The organism is Pseudomonas sp. NFACC41-3 (genome assembly GCF_900109505.1).
In the GTDB taxonomy this organism is placed as follows: domain Bacteria; phylum Pseudomonadota; class Gammaproteobacteria; order Pseudomonadales; family Pseudomonadaceae; genus Aquipseudomonas; species Aquipseudomonas chlororaphis.
This window is the reverse complement of sequence record NZ_FOAE01000004.1, coordinates 158,068-173,129: the sequence shown is the minus strand read 5'-3', so window position 1 is coordinate 173,129 and position 15,062 is coordinate 158,068. Positions and strand designations below refer to the sequence as shown.

Sequence of the window (15,062 nt, the reverse complement as noted above, 5' to 3'; positions counted from 1 at the left end):
GGCTCAAGTCGCCCCCGCAGCAGCCGACAGCCTGCCGACAGGAGACCAATAATATGCTGCCCCCGATGCTGCCCTTGAGTGCCGTGCCCGTGACCTCCCAGCAGGATCCGATCCGGCCGCGTCCGGATATCCCGCCGGTGGTACCGGTGCAACAGAGTTCCAACGAAAGCACCATCGACCTGCAAAAGCGCGATGCCGAACAGTCGGCGCTACTGCTGCGCGAAGAACAGCAGCGCCAGCAGCAAAGGCACAAACGCCAGCGCGAAGCCGAGGCTGCGGACGACCCCGAACTGCACCTGGCCGTGCCCGGGGACGAGTTGAATGCCGACAACACCGTGCCGGTGGCGCCGTTGATCGAGGATGCGCCACGCCAGGGGCTGTGGGTCGACGTCGAGGTCTAGATGCTGTTTCTTGATGCCTGCGCCAGTGGTGCGCAAGGGATTACAGGGTGCACTTCGCGCGATGCTGGTCAAACGGCGGACCCCCTTTAATTGCGCTCAATATCCGCCGATCACTGGTCAGGCGCCGCGTCACGCCGCATTATTGGCAAACCCGCAAGGGCCGCAGCCGCGCTATCGCTATATAGAGGCTCCGGTCGACATAGACCTGAACGATGCAAGCCAACGCCATGAGCCAAGACGACAACCTGATCGACCTGAACGCCGAACGTGCCAAGCGTGTGCATGACTTGAAGGAAAAGCGCCTGAACGAAGTGCGCCAGGCATTCGAGCAGGCAATGCCTTTGGGCAAGCCGAAGAAGAAACCGAAAAAGCCGAAAAAGCGCTGAACCGGGCGCGATCTGTTGATGTAAGTCAGTTATTTCCCCTCCCTGTCGTCCTGTCTGGGTCGACCATTGACCCCGGTCAATTTTCCCCGCCGCCTCTTTGGTTAACTTAGCCCCATCGCAACAGGGCAAGAGCAGGAGGCCAGTCATGTTTTTCGACAATGTGGTGATCGCCGGAGTGCTGACTGTCGGCCTCATGGTTCTGTTTTTCGCCGGGTTTGGATTTTTCATCTGGAAAGATGCGCATAAACGCAAAAAACCTTAAGTCTTTCCGGTAACGAGCACGCAAGGCATTTTGGGCAACTTCGGTTGCCCTTTTTTTTGCCTGTGTGTTTTGTGGCAAAGCCCTCATTTATTTCAGGCACAAAAAAAGGTGCGACCCGAGGGGCGCACCTTTTTTGTCGCGAACTGAACGAATCAGGTCCCGAGGGCTTTCGAGGCCAGCCAGAACAGACCGGCCGACAGCGCCACGGTTGCCGGCAGGGTCAGCACCCAGGCCAGCAGGATGGTGCGCACGGTGCCGCTTTGCAGGCCGCTTTTGTTGGCGACCATGGTTCCCGCCACGCCCGAAGACAGTACGTGGGTGGTCGATACCGGCAGGCTGAAGATATTAGCCATGCCGATCAGGCCGGCGGCGGTGATCTGCGCCGACATGCCCTGGGCATAGGTCATGCCTTGCTTGCCGATCTTCTCGCCGATGGTCTGTACCACGCGTTTCCAGCCGATCATGGTCCCCAGGCCAAGGGCCAGGGCCACGGCCAGGATCACCCAGAACGGCGCGTACTCGGTGGTGGCGGTCAAGTCTTTGCGCAACTTGTCCAGGTCAGCCTTTTCACGGGCGGCGAGGTGCGGCAGCTTGCCTACTTTCTTCGCGGTGTCGTCCAGACAGAGCAGGTAGCGACGCACTTCGATACGGCTTTCGGCCGGCAGCGAGTGATAGTCGGCGACACCCTTGAGGGTGCCCAACAGCGCGGCGATGGTCGGTTCGGTCTGCTGCGGGTTGCAGCGGAACTTGCCTGGCAGGTCGTCTTTCACGCTTTTGCCCAGGGCCAGGAACTCGCCCAGAGAGTCCTCGTTACGCTGATAGAACTGGCTCAGGTGCAGGGTGGCGTCGCGGGTACGTTCGATCTGGTAGGTGGTGCTGTTCAGGTCGAGCACGAACTGCGCGGGCACGATACCGATCAGTACCAGCATGATCAGGCCGATGCCTTTCTGGCCGTCGTTGGAACCGTGCACGAAGCTCACGGCCATGGCCGAGATCACCAGCACCAGGCGATTCCAGAAGGGCGGGTGTTTCTTGTCGTCGACCTTGCGACGTTGTTCCGGGGTCTTGTGCATCTTCGAGATCGGGCGCCACCACTTCAGGCCGATCAGCACCAGGGCGGCAATCAGGAAGCCGGCCATGGGCGAGAACACCAGGGAAGCACCGATATCGATCGCCTTCTGCCAGTTCACGCCATCGCCCAGCGGGATGTCGTTGAGCAGGGCATTGGCCAGGCCGACACCGAGGATCGAACCGATCAGGGTGTGGGAGCTGGAGGCGGGAATACCAAAGTACCAGGTGCCCAGGTTCCAGGTGATGGCCGCGGCCAGCAACGAGAAGACCATGGCCAGGCCGTGGCCGGTGTTGACATTGATCAGCAGCTCGACCGGCAGCAGATGGACGATGGCATAGGCCACGCCGACACCGCCCAGCAGCACGCCGAGGAAATTGAATACACCGGAAAAGAATACGGCCAGGTGCGGCGGCATGGCTTTGGTGTAGATAACAGTGGCAACCGCATTTGCGGTGTCATGAAAGCCGTTGATGAACTCGTAGGCGAGGACAAAAGCCAGGGCGAGCAAGAGGCTCACAAGCACCCAAGCATCCAGTCCGCTGAATAAATCGATCATGAAGGTTTTCTGACCCGGTCATAAGGGGGCGCGATTATGCCAGAAAACCCTGGTAATCGATGCACTAGGTGCTGATTGGTAACATTCTTCAACGAAAAAGCCGGAGGCAGGCCAATGGCCATGCCTTTTTTCGGGGCATGGGCAAGCCATTGATTTTACTGGAGCTCATCCTCAAGGTCAGGGGCGAAACGTTGAGCCAAATGTCTCAAACGCTTGTATGAAATTTCAGTTTCATGACGTTTTTTGAGCCCTTGGGGGCCATTCGCTGCCACACGGCGGATGCCAGGCCGACCTTACGATCGACCTTTATCTGCAAGGGCATCGAGCCGTGCGAAAGTTTCAGGCGAACAGCGTCACGGCTGGTCTGCCTTGAGCTCTTTTTCCATCTTTTGCAGTTCTTGGGTGAAGGCCTGGTCGAGCACGCTGGCGCGCTTGCGCCAGGGTTTGCGTTCCGGTTCAGGCTGGGCGGCGTAGGTGGTGACTTCGCCTCCGTAAACTTCCTTGTAACGTTGTTCCTGGCGCTCAAGTTCCGCGCGCAGTTCGTCTTTCGTCACAGTGTTACCTAACTGAGTTGAGATTATCCCGATGATACGCATTGCCTAGATCGGGTTTATCAAACCGCTTCGTACTCGGCTCGATTAAAGGAGCCAGAATTGCGATGGGGCTCGCCAAACCGCTTCTTGTTGCATGCGGCCACGCCACCGGACAAGAACAGCTGTCGTAGCAACAGTTACTTTTTTGCAGCGCATTGGCCGGGCATATTGAGATGAGCGTCAAGCGCTTGCTGCAGGAGGCATCATTTACTGTACGCAACCTGATGATGCTGCCGAACGCAGAAAAGCGTCGGTGATCACTTTGCTCATTATAGCGGCGGCCATGAATAACTCTATCGGCAATAAGTTAAAAATCATCAACTTGATATCAGGGTTTTGTTACACGAAAGTTTTAATCCGGATGACGAGAGCAGTTCTGTAACAAGGCCTGACAAGTTGCCTGGACTAATGCGGAAGAAATGAGAGTTTTATTGGCGGCGAAAAAGCGGCACATCCCATGGCAGGCATTTATCGCGATGGATTGCGATTATCGGTCGATGGTTCGATAATCGCCCAATGTTGGCCGTGCAGGCTTGTGCATCCTCTCCAGTACGGCTTGTAATAAGCCGGACTTCCGTCGCAGAGAACCTGAAATGAACGATCAATTGCGTAATTCCTTCGCTTCCGCCGCGCCGCCGATTGTCGCTTCGCCGGCCAAGCGGATTCAGGCGCTGACAGGTGATCCGGATTTCATGACCTCTCTGGCTCGCGGCCTGGCAGTGGTCCAGGCCTTTCAGGAACGCAAGCGCCATCTGACCATCGCCCAGATCAGCCACCGTACGGAGATTCCCCGTGCCGCCGTGCGCCGCTGCCTGCATACCTTGATCAAGCTCGGTTACGCCACCACCGATGGCCGCACCTATTCGTTGCTGCCCAAGGTGCTGACGCTGGGGCATGCCTATCTGTCTTCCACACCGCTGGCGGTGTCGGCCCAGCCTTACCTGGACCGCATGAGCGAGCAACTGCACGAAGCCTGCAACATGGCCACCCTGGAAGGCGACGACATTCTGTACATCGCCCGTTCGGCCACCACCCAGCGCCTGATCTCGGTCGATCTCTCGGTGGGTGGGCGCCTGCCGGCCTACTGCACATCCATGGGCCGGATTCTGCTGGCGGCGCTGGATGACGCCTCGTTGCGCGAATACCTCGACCATGCCGACCTGCAAGCCAAGACCAGCCGTACTTTGCACACGCCGCAGGCGTTGCTCGAATGCCTGCAACAGGTCCGGCAGCAGGGCTGGTGCATCGTCGATCAGGAACTGGAACAAGGCCTGCGCTCCATCGCCGTACCGGTGTACGACGCTTCGGGCCAGGTCCTGGCCGCGCTCAACGTGAGTACCCATGCCGGCCGCGTCAGCCGCGCCGAGCTGGAGCAGCGCTTCTTGCCGGGCCTGCTCAGCGCCAGTCGCGACCTCAGCGCCCAATTGTTCGCTTGAGGGCTGTCTGCTTAAGCTGTTCGATAAACGCACAGATACGCGCTTGCTGAATTGACGCTCTTTCCCTTGCCTCATTAATGTCGCGGCAGCGTCATCCGGCCACTGGAGCACTGCCTCTCCAATGGCCGCATGGCGACCCCATAATAATGAAGAGGCCAGCCCCCATGAGCATCGCCCGCGCGCCCAGCCGCGCCCCTCTATCCTGCCTTCGCCTGCCGACGGCCTGATCCCGCAAGACCCTTTTCGATCTGAACCGACCAGCTCTGGCTGGCACCTGTGCGCCTGCGTTTTTCGCGTGGAATAAAAATAATGAACCAGCCTCAATCCGCTGTAGGGAACTGCCTCGATGTGCAGTCCTTTATCAATGCCCAGCCGCTGTCGCGCTATCAGTGGCGGGTGGTGATCCTGTGTTTCCTGATTGTCTTCCTCGATGGCCTCGATACCGCGGCCATGGGCTTTATTGCGCCGGCGCTGTCCCAGGATTGGGGCATCGACCGCGCCAGCCTCGGCCCGGTGATGAGCGCGGCGCTGATCGGCATGGTCTTCGGGGCGCTGGGCTCCGGCCCGCTGGCTGACCGCTTCGGGCGCAAAGTGGTGCTGGTGGGGGCGGTGCTGCTGTTCGGTGCCTTCAGCCTGGCGTCGGCCTACAGCAGCAATGTCGACCAGTTGCTGGTGCTGCGTTTCCTGACCGGCCTGGGCCTGGGCGCCGGCATGCCGAATGCCACCACGCTGCTTTCCGAATACACCCCCGAGCGCCACAAGTCGTTGCTGGTGACCAGCATGTTCTGTGGTTTCAACCTGGGCATGGCCGGCGGCGGTTTCATTTCCGCCAAGCTGATTCCGGCGTTCGGCTGGCACAGCCTGTTGCTGATCGGCGGGATTTTGCCGTTGATCCTGGCAGTGGTGCTGCTGGTCTGGCTGCCGGAGTCGGCGCGTTACCTGGTGGTGCGCAATCGTGGCACCGACAAGGTGCGCAAGGCCCTGGCGCCGATCGAGCCGGGCACGGTCGGCCAGGCCGCGAGCTTCAGCGTGCCGGAGCAGAAGACCGTGAAAGCGCGCAACGTGTTTGCGGTGATTTTCTCTGGGACCTACAGCGTCGGTACCTTGCTGTTGTGGCTGACCTATTTCATGGGGCTGGTGATCGTGTACCTGCTGACCAGCTGGCTGCCGACCCTGATGCGCGACAGCGGCGCGAGCATGGAGCAGGCGGCCTTTATCGGCGCGCTGTTCCAGTTCGGCGGGGTACTCAGCGCGGTGGCGGTGGGCTGGGCCATGGACCGCTTCAACCCGCACAAGGTCATCGGCACCTTCTACCTGCTGGCCGGGATCTTCGCCTACGCGGTCGGGCAAAGCCTGGGCAACATCACCTTGCTGGCGACCCTGGTGCTGGTCGCCGGCATGTGCGTCAACGGCGCGCAATCGGCGATGCCATCCCTGGCCGCGCGCTTCTACCCGACCCAGGGCCGCGCCACCGGCGTGTCGTGGATGCTCGGCATCGGTCGCTTCGGGGCGATCCTCGGGGCCTGGATGGGCGCCACGCTGCTGGGGCTGGGCTGGAACTTCGAGCAAGTGCTGACCGCGCTGGTGATCCCAGCCGCGCTGGCGACCACGGCGGTGGTGATCAAGGGCATGGTCAGCCATGCGGACGCGACCTGAGCGAATGAGCAAGGCGCTCCCGAAGGGGGCGCTGAATACCTGTAGCCGCTGCCGCAGGCTGCGATAAGGCCGAAGGCCTTCAGCGTCCTGAGATCTTCGCGACCGTTCTCCGAACGCGGCCCGGGTCGATCGCAGCCTGCGGCAGCGGCCACAACACAATCGATAGTCAGACAACAATCTGTTCGATAAACGAACGCTCAGTCGATTATCGGATTGTTTGGCTTTTTCCCTCGGCTTAATCTTCAGTCACTCCGGCGCATCCTTCGGCGCCTTTTTCTTCCAGTCGCTCAATAACAATCGGGAGATCCCCCATGGCTGAAATCCTTTCGCTGCACGACGCGGTGAAGCAGTTCGTCAACGACGGCGATACCGTCGCGCTCGAAGGCTTCACCCACCTGATCCCCACGGCCGCGGGTCATGAAATCATTCGCCAGGGCAAAAAAGACCTGACCCTGGTACGGATGACCCCTGACCTGATCTACGACCAGTTGATCGGTGCCGGTTGTGCCCGCAAGCTGATTTTCTCCTGGGGCGGCAACCCGGGCGTCGGCTCCCTGCATCGCCTGCGGGACGCGGTCGAGAAGCAATGGCCGCACCCCCTGGAAATCGAAGAGCACAGCCACGCCGACCTGGCCAACGCCTACGTGGCGGGCGCCTCGGGCCTGCCGTTCGCGGTCTTGCGCGCTTATGCCGGTTCCGACCTGCCGAAGGTCAACCCGCTGATCAAGAGCGTGACCTGCCCATTCACCGGTGAAGTGCTGGCGGCGGTGCCATCGGTACGTCCTGACGTCACCGTGATCCATGCGCAGAAAGCCGACCGCAAGGGCAATGTGCTGTTGTGGGGCATTCTTGGCGTACAGAAGGAAGCCGCCCTGGCCGCCAAGCGCTGCATCGTCACCGTGGAAGAAATCGTCGACGACCTGAACGCCCCGATGAACGCCTGCGTGCTGCCGACCTGGGCCCTGAGCGCGGTCTGCCATGTGCCGGGCGGCGCCCATCCGTCCTACGCCCACGGGTACACCGAGCGCGACAACATCTTCTACCAGGCCTGGGACCCGATCGCCCGCGACCGTGAAACCTTCACCGCCTGGATCAACGAATACATCCGCGGCAGTGCTGACTTCAGCGAATTCCAGGCCAAGCTGGCCGCAGCAACGGGGGCCAAATAATGACTTACTCCACCAATGAAATGATGACCGTTGCCGCCGCCCGCCGCCTGCAGAACGGCTCGGTGTGTTTTGTCGGGATCGGCCTGCCGTCCAAGGCCGCCAACCTGGCGCGCCTGACCTCGTCGCCGGACGTGGTGCTGATCTACGAGTCCGGCCCGATCGGCGCCAAGCCCAGCGTGCTGCCGCTGTCCATCGGTGACGGCGAGCTGGCCGAGACCGCGGACACCGTGGTGCCGACCGGCGAGATCTTCCGCTACTGGCTGCAAGGCGGGCGGATCGACGTCGGTTTCCTCGGCGCCGCCCAGGTCGACCGTTTCGGCAACATCAACACCACGGTGGTCGGCGATTACCACCAGCCGAAAGTCCGCCTGCCGGGCGCCGGCGGCGCGCCGGAGATCGCCGGCTCGGCCAAGAGCGTGCTGATCATCCTCAAGCAATCGTCGCGTTCCTTTGTCGACAAGCTCGACTTCATCACCTCGGTCGGTCACGGCGAAGGCGGCGATTCGCGCAAGCGCCTGGGCCTGCCAGGGGCCGGGCCGGTGGGGATCATCACCGACCTGTGCATCATGGAGCCGGAAGCCGGCACCCATGAATTCGTGGTGACCTCGCTGCACCCGGGCGTGACCCGCGAGCAGGTGGTCGCCGCCACTGGCTGGGCGATTCGTTTCGCCGACCAGGTGGCGGAAACCGCTGCCCCGACCGAGGTCGAATTGACCGCCCTGCGAGACCTGGAAACCCGCACCGCCGCGGCCCATGGCCAAACCCCGGGAGAAGCCTGATGCGCGAAGTGTTTATCTGTGACGCCATTCGTACCCCCATCGGCCGCTTTGGTGGCGGCCTGTCGACGGTGCGGGCCGACGATCTGGCCGCCGCGCCGATCAAGGCACTGATCGAGCGCAACCCGTCGGTGGACTGGAACGCGGTGGACGAGGTGTTCCTCGGTTGCGCCAACCAGGCCGGCGAAGACAATCGCAACGTGGCGCGCATGGCGCTGCTGCTGGCCGGGCTGCCGGAAACCATTCCGGGCGTGACCCTCAACCGCCTGTGCGCTTCGGGCATGGATGCCATCGGCACCGCCTTCCGCGCCATCGCCAGTGGCGAGATGGAGCTGGCCATCGCCGGCGGCGTCGAGTCGATGTCCCGCGCGCCCTTTGTCATGGGCAAGGCCGATACCGCTTTTTCGCGCAACATGAAACTGGAAGACACCACCATCGGCTGGCGCTTCATCAACCCGTTGATGAAGGCCCAGTACGGCGTGGATGCGATGCCGCAGACCGCCGACAACGTCGCCGACGATTATCAGGTGTCGCGTGCCGACCAGGATGCGTTCGCCCTGCGCAGCCAGCAGCGTACCGCCGCGGCGCAGGCCGCCGGGTTCTTCGCCGAGGAAATCGTCCCGGTGCGTATCGTCCACAAGAAGGGCGAGACCCTGGTCGAGCAGGATGAGCACCCGCGGGCCGATACCTCGCTGGAAACCCTGAGCAAACTCAAGCCGGTCAACGGCCCGGACAAGACCGTCACCGCCGGCAACGCCTCGGGCGTCAACGATGGGGCGGCGGCGCTGATCCTGGCGTCGGCCGAGGCGGTGAAAAAGCACGGCCTGACCGCCCGTGCCCGGGTGCTGGGCATGGCCAGCGCCGGCGTGGCGCCACGGGTGATGGGCATCGGCCCGGTGCCGGCGGTGCGCAAGTTGACCGAACGCCTGGGCGTGGCGGTCAGCGATTTCGATGTGATCGAACTCAACGAAGCCTTCGCCAGCCAGGGCCTGGCAGTATTGCGCGAACTGGGCCTGGCGGACGACGCGCCACAGGTCAACCCCAACGGCGGCGCCATCGCCCTCGGCCATCCGCTGGGCATGAGCGGTGCGCGCCTGGTATTGACCGCGCTGCACCAGCTGGAAAAGACCGGTGGCAAGAAAGGCCTGGCGACCATGTGCGTGGGTGTCGGCCAGGGCCTGGCATTGGCCATCGAGCGCGTCTGACGCGCTTCTTATAAGAACGAGGAACGAGCATGACCGACAAGCCCGGTTACCGGCGCCCGCAACCAGGTACTCAGCCTGATTACCTGCACCCGGCCTACAAATCCACCAACACCCGCTCGCCGTCCAAGCCGCTGGTGTTCCTGCCCCATTCGCTGTCGGAAATCACCGGCCCGACCATCGGCGCCGATTACCTGCAGGACAAGGACAATGACCTGACCGCCCAGCATGCCGGCGAGCCCCAGGGCGAGCGCATCATCATCCACGGCCGGGTGCTGGACGAGAACGGCCTGCCGGTGCCGGGGATCCTGGTGGAGATCTGGCAGGCCAACGCCGCCGGTCGCTACAACCACGACCGCGACCTGCACGACGCACCGCTGGACCCGAATTTCACCGGCACCGGGCGCACCGTCACCGATGCCGATGGCTGGTACCAGTTCCAGACCATCAAGCCCGGTGCCTACCCCTGGGGTAACCACCACAATGCCTGGCGTCCGGCGCATATCCACTTCTCGCTGTTCGGCCCGAGTATCCTCACGCGCCTGGTGACCCAGATGTATTTCCCGGGCGACCCGCTGCTGGCCTACGACCCGATCTACAACTGCGTGCCGGACACCCGCGCCAAGGAACGCCTGATCGCCAGCTTCGACCTGGAGAAAACCATTCCGTCCTACGCCCTTGGCTACCGTTGGGACATCGTCTTGCGCGGCCGCGATGCCACGCCGATGGAGAAATAAGATGACGCTGACTGCGACCACATCCCACACCGTCGGCCCGTACTACCACATCGGCCTGACCTGGCTGAACCGCGAAGACCTGACCCAGGCCGAGACCCTCGGCGAACGGGTGGCGATCAGCGGCCAGGTGGTGGATGGCAACGGCGATTTCGTCAACGACGCCATGCTGGAAATCTGGCAGGCCAACGCGGCCGGCAAGTACGACCACCCGGAAGACGATCAGGCCAAGGCCCTGGACCCGAACTTCCAGGGCTTCGGCCGGGTGCCGGTGGATGGAGAAGGGCGTTTTTGCTTCACCACTATCAAGCCGGGTACCGTACCTGGCCTGAAAGGCTCGACCCAGGCGCCGCACCTGGTGGTGCTGGTGTTTGCCCGGGGCCTGGTCAAGCACCTGCTGACCCGTATCTACTTCGACGGCGAGCCGGCCAACGCCGCCGATCCGCTGCTGGCCTGCGTGCCCGAAGAGCGTCGCGCCACCTTGCTGGCCAAGGCCGATGCGCCGGGCCACTACCAATGGAACGTGATCCTGCAGGGTACCGACGCGGAAACGGTGTTCTTCGATTATTGAGTGTGCCTGGGGGGATCGCGAGCAAGCTCGCTCCTACATGACCGCAGTTGAATCACGGCATCGTGACCGACCCATATCCTGTAGGAGCGAGCTTGCTCGCGATAAGGCCGAATAGGCCGACATCTCCAAGGTCGTCTTGCGGAACGGGACTGTTACAAAGTATGTCTAGACTCACCACGTCCCCAAAGAGTGAAAAGCCATGACAACGTTAACCAGTCACTACACGACCGAGGAGCGCAGCAAGAGGATCTTCGCGATCGTCGGCGCTTCCTCCGGCAACCTGGTCGAATGGTTCGACTTCTACGTCTACGCCTTCTGCGCGATCTACTTCGCCCCGGCGTTTTTCCCCTCCGACGACCCCACGGTGCAACTGCTCAATACCGCCGGCGTGTTCGCCGCCGGATTCCTGATGCGTCCTATCGGCGGCTGGCTGTTCGGCCGGGTGGCCGACAAGCACGGGCGCAAGAATTCCATGATGATCTCGGTACTGATGATGTGCGCCGGCTCCTTGGTCATCGCCTTCCTGCCGACCTACGCCAGCATCGGTGCCTGGGCACCGGCGCTGCTGCTGATGGCGCGGCTGTTCCAGGGCCTGTCGGTGGGCGGTGAATATGGCACCACCGCGACCTACATGAGCGAAGTCGCGCTCAAGGGCCAGCGCGGGTTCTTCGCGTCCTTCCAGTATGTGACCCTGATCGGCGGGCAACTGCTGGCGGTGCTGGTGGTGGTGATCCTGCAACAGTTCCTCGACGAGGCGGAGCTCAAGGCCTGGGGCTGGCGGATTCCGTTCGTGATCGGCGCCATTGCCGCCCTGATCTCCCTGCTGCTGCGGCGCTCGCTGAAAGAAACCACCAGCAAGGAAATGCGTGAAGACAAGGACGCCGGCAGCGTGGCCGCGCTGTTCAAGCATCACTCGAAGGCCTTTGTCACCGTGCTGGGCTACACCGCTGGCGGTTCGCTGATTTTCTACACCTTCACCACCTATATGCAGAAATACCTGGTGAACACCGCCGGCATGCACGCCAAGACCGCCAGCTACATCATGACCGGCGCGCTGTTCCTTTATATGTGCATGCAGCCGCTGTTCGGCATGCTGGCGGACAAGATCGGCCGGCGTAACTCGATGCTCTGGTTCGGCGCGTTGGGCACACTGTGCACCGTGCCTATCCTGCTGACCTTGAAAACCGTTACCAGCCCGTTCCTGGCCTTTGTGCTGATCACCCTGGCCCTGGCGATCGTCAGTTTCTACACCTCCATCAGCGGCCTGGTAAAAGCCGAGATGTTCCCGCCGCAAGTGCGGGCGCTGGGGGTCGGCCTGGCCTATGCGGTGGCCAACGCGCTGTTCGGCGGTTCGGCGGAATACGTGGCCCTGGGCCTGAAATCCCTGGGCATGGAAAACACCTTCTACTGGTACGTGACGGCGATGATGGCGATTGCCTTCCTGTTCAGCCTGCGCCTGCCGAAACAGGCGGCGTACCTGCACCACGATCTGTGACCTGTCCGCGTGCGTCCGTCGCGGACGCACGCCCCAAAGGATTGTTTATGAGCACACCGGCGAGCAACCAACTGTTCGATGCCTACTTCACCACCCGCGATATGCGCGCGGTGTTCTGCGACCAGGGGCGGGTCCAGGCCATGCTCGACTTCGAGGCCGCGCTGGCCCGGGCCGAGGCCCGGGTCGGGGTGATCCCGGCCGCGGCGGTGGCGCCGATCGAGGCGGCCTGCCGGGCCGGACTCTATGATTTTTTCGCCCTGGGCCAGGCCATCGCCACGGCGGGCAACTCGGCGATTCCGCTGGTCAAGGCCCTGGGCAAACAGATCGCCAAGAGCGACGCCAGCGCCGAGCGTTATGTGCACCTGGGCGCCACCAGCCAGGATGTGATGGACAGTGGGCTGGTCCTGCAACTGCGGCAGGCGCTGAGCCTGATCGACAACGACCTGGCGCGCCTCGGCGGCATCCTGGCCGCCCAGGCCCAGCGCTATGCCGACACGCCCATGGCCGGCCGCACCTGGCTGCAACATGCCACGCCGGTCACCCTCGGTATGAAGATCGCCGGATGGCTGGGGGCAGTGACACGCAGTCGCGAGCGCCTGGCGCAGCTCAAGCCACGTCTGCTGGTGCTGCAGTTCGGTGGTGCCTCCGGCACCCTCGCGGCCCTGGGCGAGCAGGCCCTGCCGATTGCCCAGGCCCTGGCCGAGGAGTTGCAACTGAGCCTGCCGGAACAGCCCTGGCATACCCAGCGCGACCGGCTGGTGGAGTTCGCTTCGGTGCTCGGCCTGATCGCCGGCAGCCTCGGCAAGCTCGGCCGTGACATCAGCCTCCTGATGCAGACCGAGGCGGCGGAAGTCTTCGAGCCGTCGGCGCCGGGCAAGGGCGGTTCCTCGACCATGCCGCACAAGCGCAACCCGGTGGGCGCGGCGGTGTTGATCGGCGCGGCGACCCGGGTTCCCGGGCTGCTGGCGACAATGTTCAGCGCCATGCCCCAGGAGCACGAACGCAGCCTGGGCCTGTGGCACGCCGAATGGGAAACCCTGCCGGAGATCTGCTGCCTGGTGTCCGGCGCCTTGCAACAGGCGCTGCTGGTGGCCGACGGGCTGGAAGTCGACGCCGCGCGCATGGCCAGGAACCTCGACCTGACCCAGGGGCTGGTGCTGGCGGAGGCCGTGAGCATCGCCCTGGCCCAGCGCCTGGGCCGCGAGACCGCGCACCATCTGCTGGAGCAATGCTGCAAGCGCGCGGTGGCCGAACAGCGGCATCTGCGCGTGGTGCTGGGGGATGAGCCGCAAGTGACCGCCGAGCTGTCGGCGGCGGAACTGGATCGCCTGCTGGACCCGGCGCATTACCTCGGCCAGGCGCACGCCTGGGTCGAGCGCGCCGTGGCCGAACATTTAGCCTTGAACGCCTGAAGGAGACTGCCGTGGCATTCGTACAACTCGCCGATGGCGAACTGCATTACCAACTGGACGGCCCGGCCGATGCGCCGGCGCTGGTCCTGTCCAACTCCCTGGGTACCGACCTGCACATGTGGGACATGCAGATTCCGGTCTTTACCAAGCACTTCCGGGTGCTGCGTTTCGACACTCGCGGCCACGGCAAATCCCTGGTTACCGAAGGCCCCTACAGCATCGAGCAATTGGGGCACGATGCGCTGGCGCTACTGGACGCGCTGCATATCCAGCGTGCGCATTTCTGCGGCCTGTCCATGGGCGGGCTGATCGGCCAGTGGCTGGGTATCAATGCCGGCGAGCGCCTGAACAAACTGGTGGTGTGCAACACCGCGGCGAAGATCGGCGACCCGTCGGTATGGAATCCACGGATCGAAACCGTACTGCGTGACGGCCAGGCGGCCATGGTCGCATTGCGCGACGCCTCGATCGCCCGCTGGTTCACCCCGGACTTCGCCGCGGCCCACCCGGACCAGGCCAAGCTGATCACCGACATGCTGGCGGCCACCTCGCCCGAGGGTTATGCCGCCAACTGCGCGGCGGTGCGCGATGCGGATTTCCGCGAGCAACTGTCGGCTATCGAGGCGCCGACCCTGGTGGTGTCCGGCACCGAAGACGCGGTCACGCCGCCCTCGGGCGGGCACTTCATCCAGGAGCGCGTGCGCGGCGCCGAATACGCCGAGTTCCATGCGGCGCACCTGTCCAACGTCCAGGCTGGCGCTGCGTTCAGCGAGCGGGTCGTGGCATTTTTGCTGGCCGACCAGCGTATTTAAGGAGCCCCCCGTGGACGAGAAACAACGTTACGCCGAAGGCATGCAAGTGCGTCGCGCGGTGCTGGGCGATGCCCATGTCGATCGCAGCCTGAGCACCCTGACCGAGTTCAACTCGGAGTTCCAGGAAATGATCACCCGGCACGCCTGGGGCGATATCTGGACGCGTCCGGGCCTGCCGCGCCATACCCGCAGCCTGATCACCATCGCCATGCTGATCGGCATGAACCGCAACGAAGAGCTCAAGCTGCACCTGCGCGCCGCCGCCAACAATGGCGTGAGCCGCGCCGAGATCAAGGAAGTGATCATGCAGAGCGCGATCTACTGCGGCATTCCGGCGGCCAACGCGACCTTCCACCTGGCCGAGTCGGTGTGGGACGAGCTGGGCGTCGAATCCCGCGCCTGATAACCCACGACTTATAAAGAAACGCGGCGCCGAGCAACTCGGCGCCGCTGCGTTTTCCCTGTCGGAGCGAGCGTGCTTGCGATGAGCCTGAGAGCGCCGCGTTCAGCCCGTCAGTACGCGCCATCG

At 63.2% G+C, this 15,062-nt stretch carries 16 protein-coding genes; 14 read left to right on the top strand and 2 right to left on the bottom strand.

The features are described from left to right. The first annotated feature begins 53 nt into the window (after positions 1-53). From BMY68_RS18830 to ccoM, 3 genes are all read left to right on the top strand, one after another. Complete coding sequence (locus BMY68_RS18830) at positions 54-401, top strand: aspartate-semialdehyde dehydrogenase (RefSeq protein ID WP_085530013.1); 348 nt, start codon at positions 54-56, stop codon at positions 399-401. Positions 402-628: 227 nt separating this feature from the next. Then, positions 629-787, top strand: a complete 159-nt coding sequence (locus BMY68_RS29915; RefSeq protein WP_023968072.1) for a hypothetical protein — start codon at positions 629-631, stop codon at positions 785-787. Positions 788-932: 145 nt separating this feature from the next. Next, on the top strand, positions 933-1,049 hold the full coding sequence (gene ccoM, locus BMY68_RS30320; RefSeq protein ID WP_007926603.1) for a cytochrome c oxidase subunit CcoM: 117 nt from the start codon (positions 933-935) through the stop codon (positions 1,047-1,049). Between the two features lie 152 nt (positions 1,050-1,201). Here the strand turns inward: ccoM and BMY68_RS18820 are convergent, their stop codons facing one another. Then, positions 1,202-2,677: an inorganic phosphate transporter gene (locus BMY68_RS18820; RefSeq protein WP_009042494.1), complete on the bottom strand. Its 1,476-nt coding sequence runs from the start codon at positions 2,675-2,677 to the stop codon at positions 1,202-1,204. Positions 2,678-3,030: 353 nt separating this feature from the next. Beyond that, the gene (locus BMY68_RS18815) at positions 3,031-3,231 is read right to left on the bottom strand and encodes a hypothetical protein (protein ID WP_009042495.1); all 201 of its coding nucleotides are present in this window, start codon (positions 3,229-3,231) and stop codon (positions 3,031-3,033) included. A gap of 632 nt (positions 3,232-3,863) precedes the next feature. On the opposite strand from BMY68_RS18815, the gene pcaR reads away from it, so the two are divergent. From pcaR to pcaC, 11 genes are all read left to right on the top strand, one after another. Then, positions 3,864-4,706 (top strand): pca regulon transcriptional regulator PcaR, encoded by an 843-nt coding sequence (gene pcaR, locus BMY68_RS18810; RefSeq protein ID WP_007926599.1) that lies wholly within the window; start codon positions 3,864-3,866, stop codon positions 4,704-4,706. A 309-nt stretch (positions 4,707-5,015) separates the two neighbouring features. Continuing rightward, positions 5,016-6,362: a 4-hydroxybenzoate transporter PcaK gene (locus tag BMY68_RS18805; RefSeq protein WP_085530014.1), complete on the top strand. Its 1,347-nt coding sequence runs from the start codon at positions 5,016-5,018 to the stop codon at positions 6,360-6,362. 311 nt (positions 6,363-6,673) lie between these two features. Next, positions 6,674-7,531: a CoA transferase subunit A gene (locus tag BMY68_RS18800; RefSeq protein ID WP_009042497.1), complete on the top strand. Its 858-nt coding sequence runs from the start codon at positions 6,674-6,676 to the stop codon at positions 7,529-7,531. After that, positions 7,528-8,310, top strand: a complete 783-nt coding sequence (locus tag BMY68_RS18795) for a CoA-transferase subunit beta (protein ID WP_175534862.1) — start codon at positions 7,528-7,530, stop codon at positions 8,308-8,310. The genes BMY68_RS18800 and BMY68_RS18795 overlap by 4 nt, the downstream gene beginning before the upstream one ends. Further along, positions 8,307-9,512 carry a 3-oxoadipyl-CoA thiolase gene (gene pcaF, locus BMY68_RS18790; RefSeq protein ID WP_175534861.1) on the top strand — a complete coding sequence of 402 codons (1,206 nt, stop codon included), beginning with the start codon at positions 8,307-8,309 and terminating at the stop codon, positions 9,510-9,512. Before BMY68_RS18795 ends, pcaF begins: the two co-directional genes overlap by 4 nt. Positions 9,513-9,541: 29 nt before the next feature. Then, positions 9,542-10,246, top strand: a complete 705-nt coding sequence (pcaH, locus tag BMY68_RS18785) for a protocatechuate 3,4-dioxygenase subunit beta (RefSeq protein ID WP_007926590.1) — start codon at positions 9,542-9,544, stop codon at positions 10,244-10,246. A gap of 1 nt (position 10,247) precedes the next feature. Beyond that, positions 10,248-10,814: a protocatechuate 3,4-dioxygenase subunit alpha gene (gene pcaG / locus BMY68_RS18780; protein WP_085530017.1), complete on the top strand. Its 567-nt coding sequence runs from the start codon at positions 10,248-10,250 to the stop codon at positions 10,812-10,814. A gap of 199 nt (positions 10,815-11,013) precedes the next feature. Continuing rightward, positions 11,014-12,309 carry an MFS family transporter gene (locus BMY68_RS18775; RefSeq protein WP_016702068.1) on the top strand — a complete coding sequence of 432 codons (1,296 nt, stop codon included), beginning with the start codon at positions 11,014-11,016 and terminating at the stop codon, positions 12,307-12,309. A gap of 47 nt (positions 12,310-12,356) precedes the next feature. Beyond that, positions 12,357-13,721 carry a 3-carboxy-cis,cis-muconate cycloisomerase gene (locus BMY68_RS18770; protein WP_085530018.1) on the top strand — a complete coding sequence of 455 codons (1,365 nt, stop codon included), beginning with the start codon at positions 12,357-12,359 and terminating at the stop codon, positions 13,719-13,721. 11 nt (positions 13,722-13,732) lie between these two features. Continuing rightward, the gene (gene pcaD, locus BMY68_RS18765) at positions 13,733-14,533 is read left to right on the top strand and encodes a 3-oxoadipate enol-lactonase (protein WP_085530019.1); all 801 of its coding nucleotides are present in this window, start codon (positions 13,733-13,735) and stop codon (positions 14,531-14,533) included. 10 nt (positions 14,534-14,543) lie between these two features. Continuing rightward, on the top strand, positions 14,544-14,936 hold the full coding sequence (gene pcaC, locus BMY68_RS18760) for a 4-carboxymuconolactone decarboxylase (RefSeq protein ID WP_009042505.1): 393 nt from the start codon (positions 14,544-14,546) through the stop codon (positions 14,934-14,936). Positions 14,937-15,062: the final 126 nt, after the last annotated feature.

Bases quoted from the DNA above. Each gene is read 5' to 3' on its own strand.
- BMY68_RS18830 (WP_085530013.1), top strand. From the start codon at position 54: ATGCTGCCCCCGATGCTGCCCTTGAGTGCCGTGCCCGTGACCTCCCAG.
- BMY68_RS29915 (WP_023968072.1), top strand. From the start codon at position 629: ATGAGCCAAGACGACAACCTGATCGACCTGAACGCCGAACGTGCCAAG.
- ccoM (WP_007926603.1), top strand. From the start codon at position 933: ATGTTTTTCGACAATGTGGTGATCGCCGGAGTGCTGACTGTCGGCCTC.
- BMY68_RS18820 (WP_009042494.1), bottom strand. From the start codon at position 2,677: ATGATCGATTTATTCAGCGGACTGGATGCTTGGGTGCTTGTGAGCCTC.
- pcaR (WP_007926599.1), top strand. From the start codon at position 3,864: ATGAACGATCAATTGCGTAATTCCTTCGCTTCCGCCGCGCCGCCGATT.
- BMY68_RS18805 (WP_085530014.1), top strand. From the start codon at position 5,016: ATGAACCAGCCTCAATCCGCTGTAGGGAACTGCCTCGATGTGCAGTCC.
- BMY68_RS18800 (WP_009042497.1), top strand. From the start codon at position 6,674: ATGGCTGAAATCCTTTCGCTGCACGACGCGGTGAAGCAGTTCGTCAAC.
- pcaH (WP_007926590.1), top strand. From the start codon at position 9,542: ATGACCGACAAGCCCGGTTACCGGCGCCCGCAACCAGGTACTCAGCCT.
- pcaG (WP_085530017.1), top strand. From the start codon at position 10,248: ATGACGCTGACTGCGACCACATCCCACACCGTCGGCCCGTACTACCAC.
- BMY68_RS18775 (WP_016702068.1), top strand. From the start codon at position 11,014: ATGACAACGTTAACCAGTCACTACACGACCGAGGAGCGCAGCAAGAGG.
- BMY68_RS18770 (WP_085530018.1), top strand. From the start codon at position 12,357: ATGAGCACACCGGCGAGCAACCAACTGTTCGATGCCTACTTCACCACC.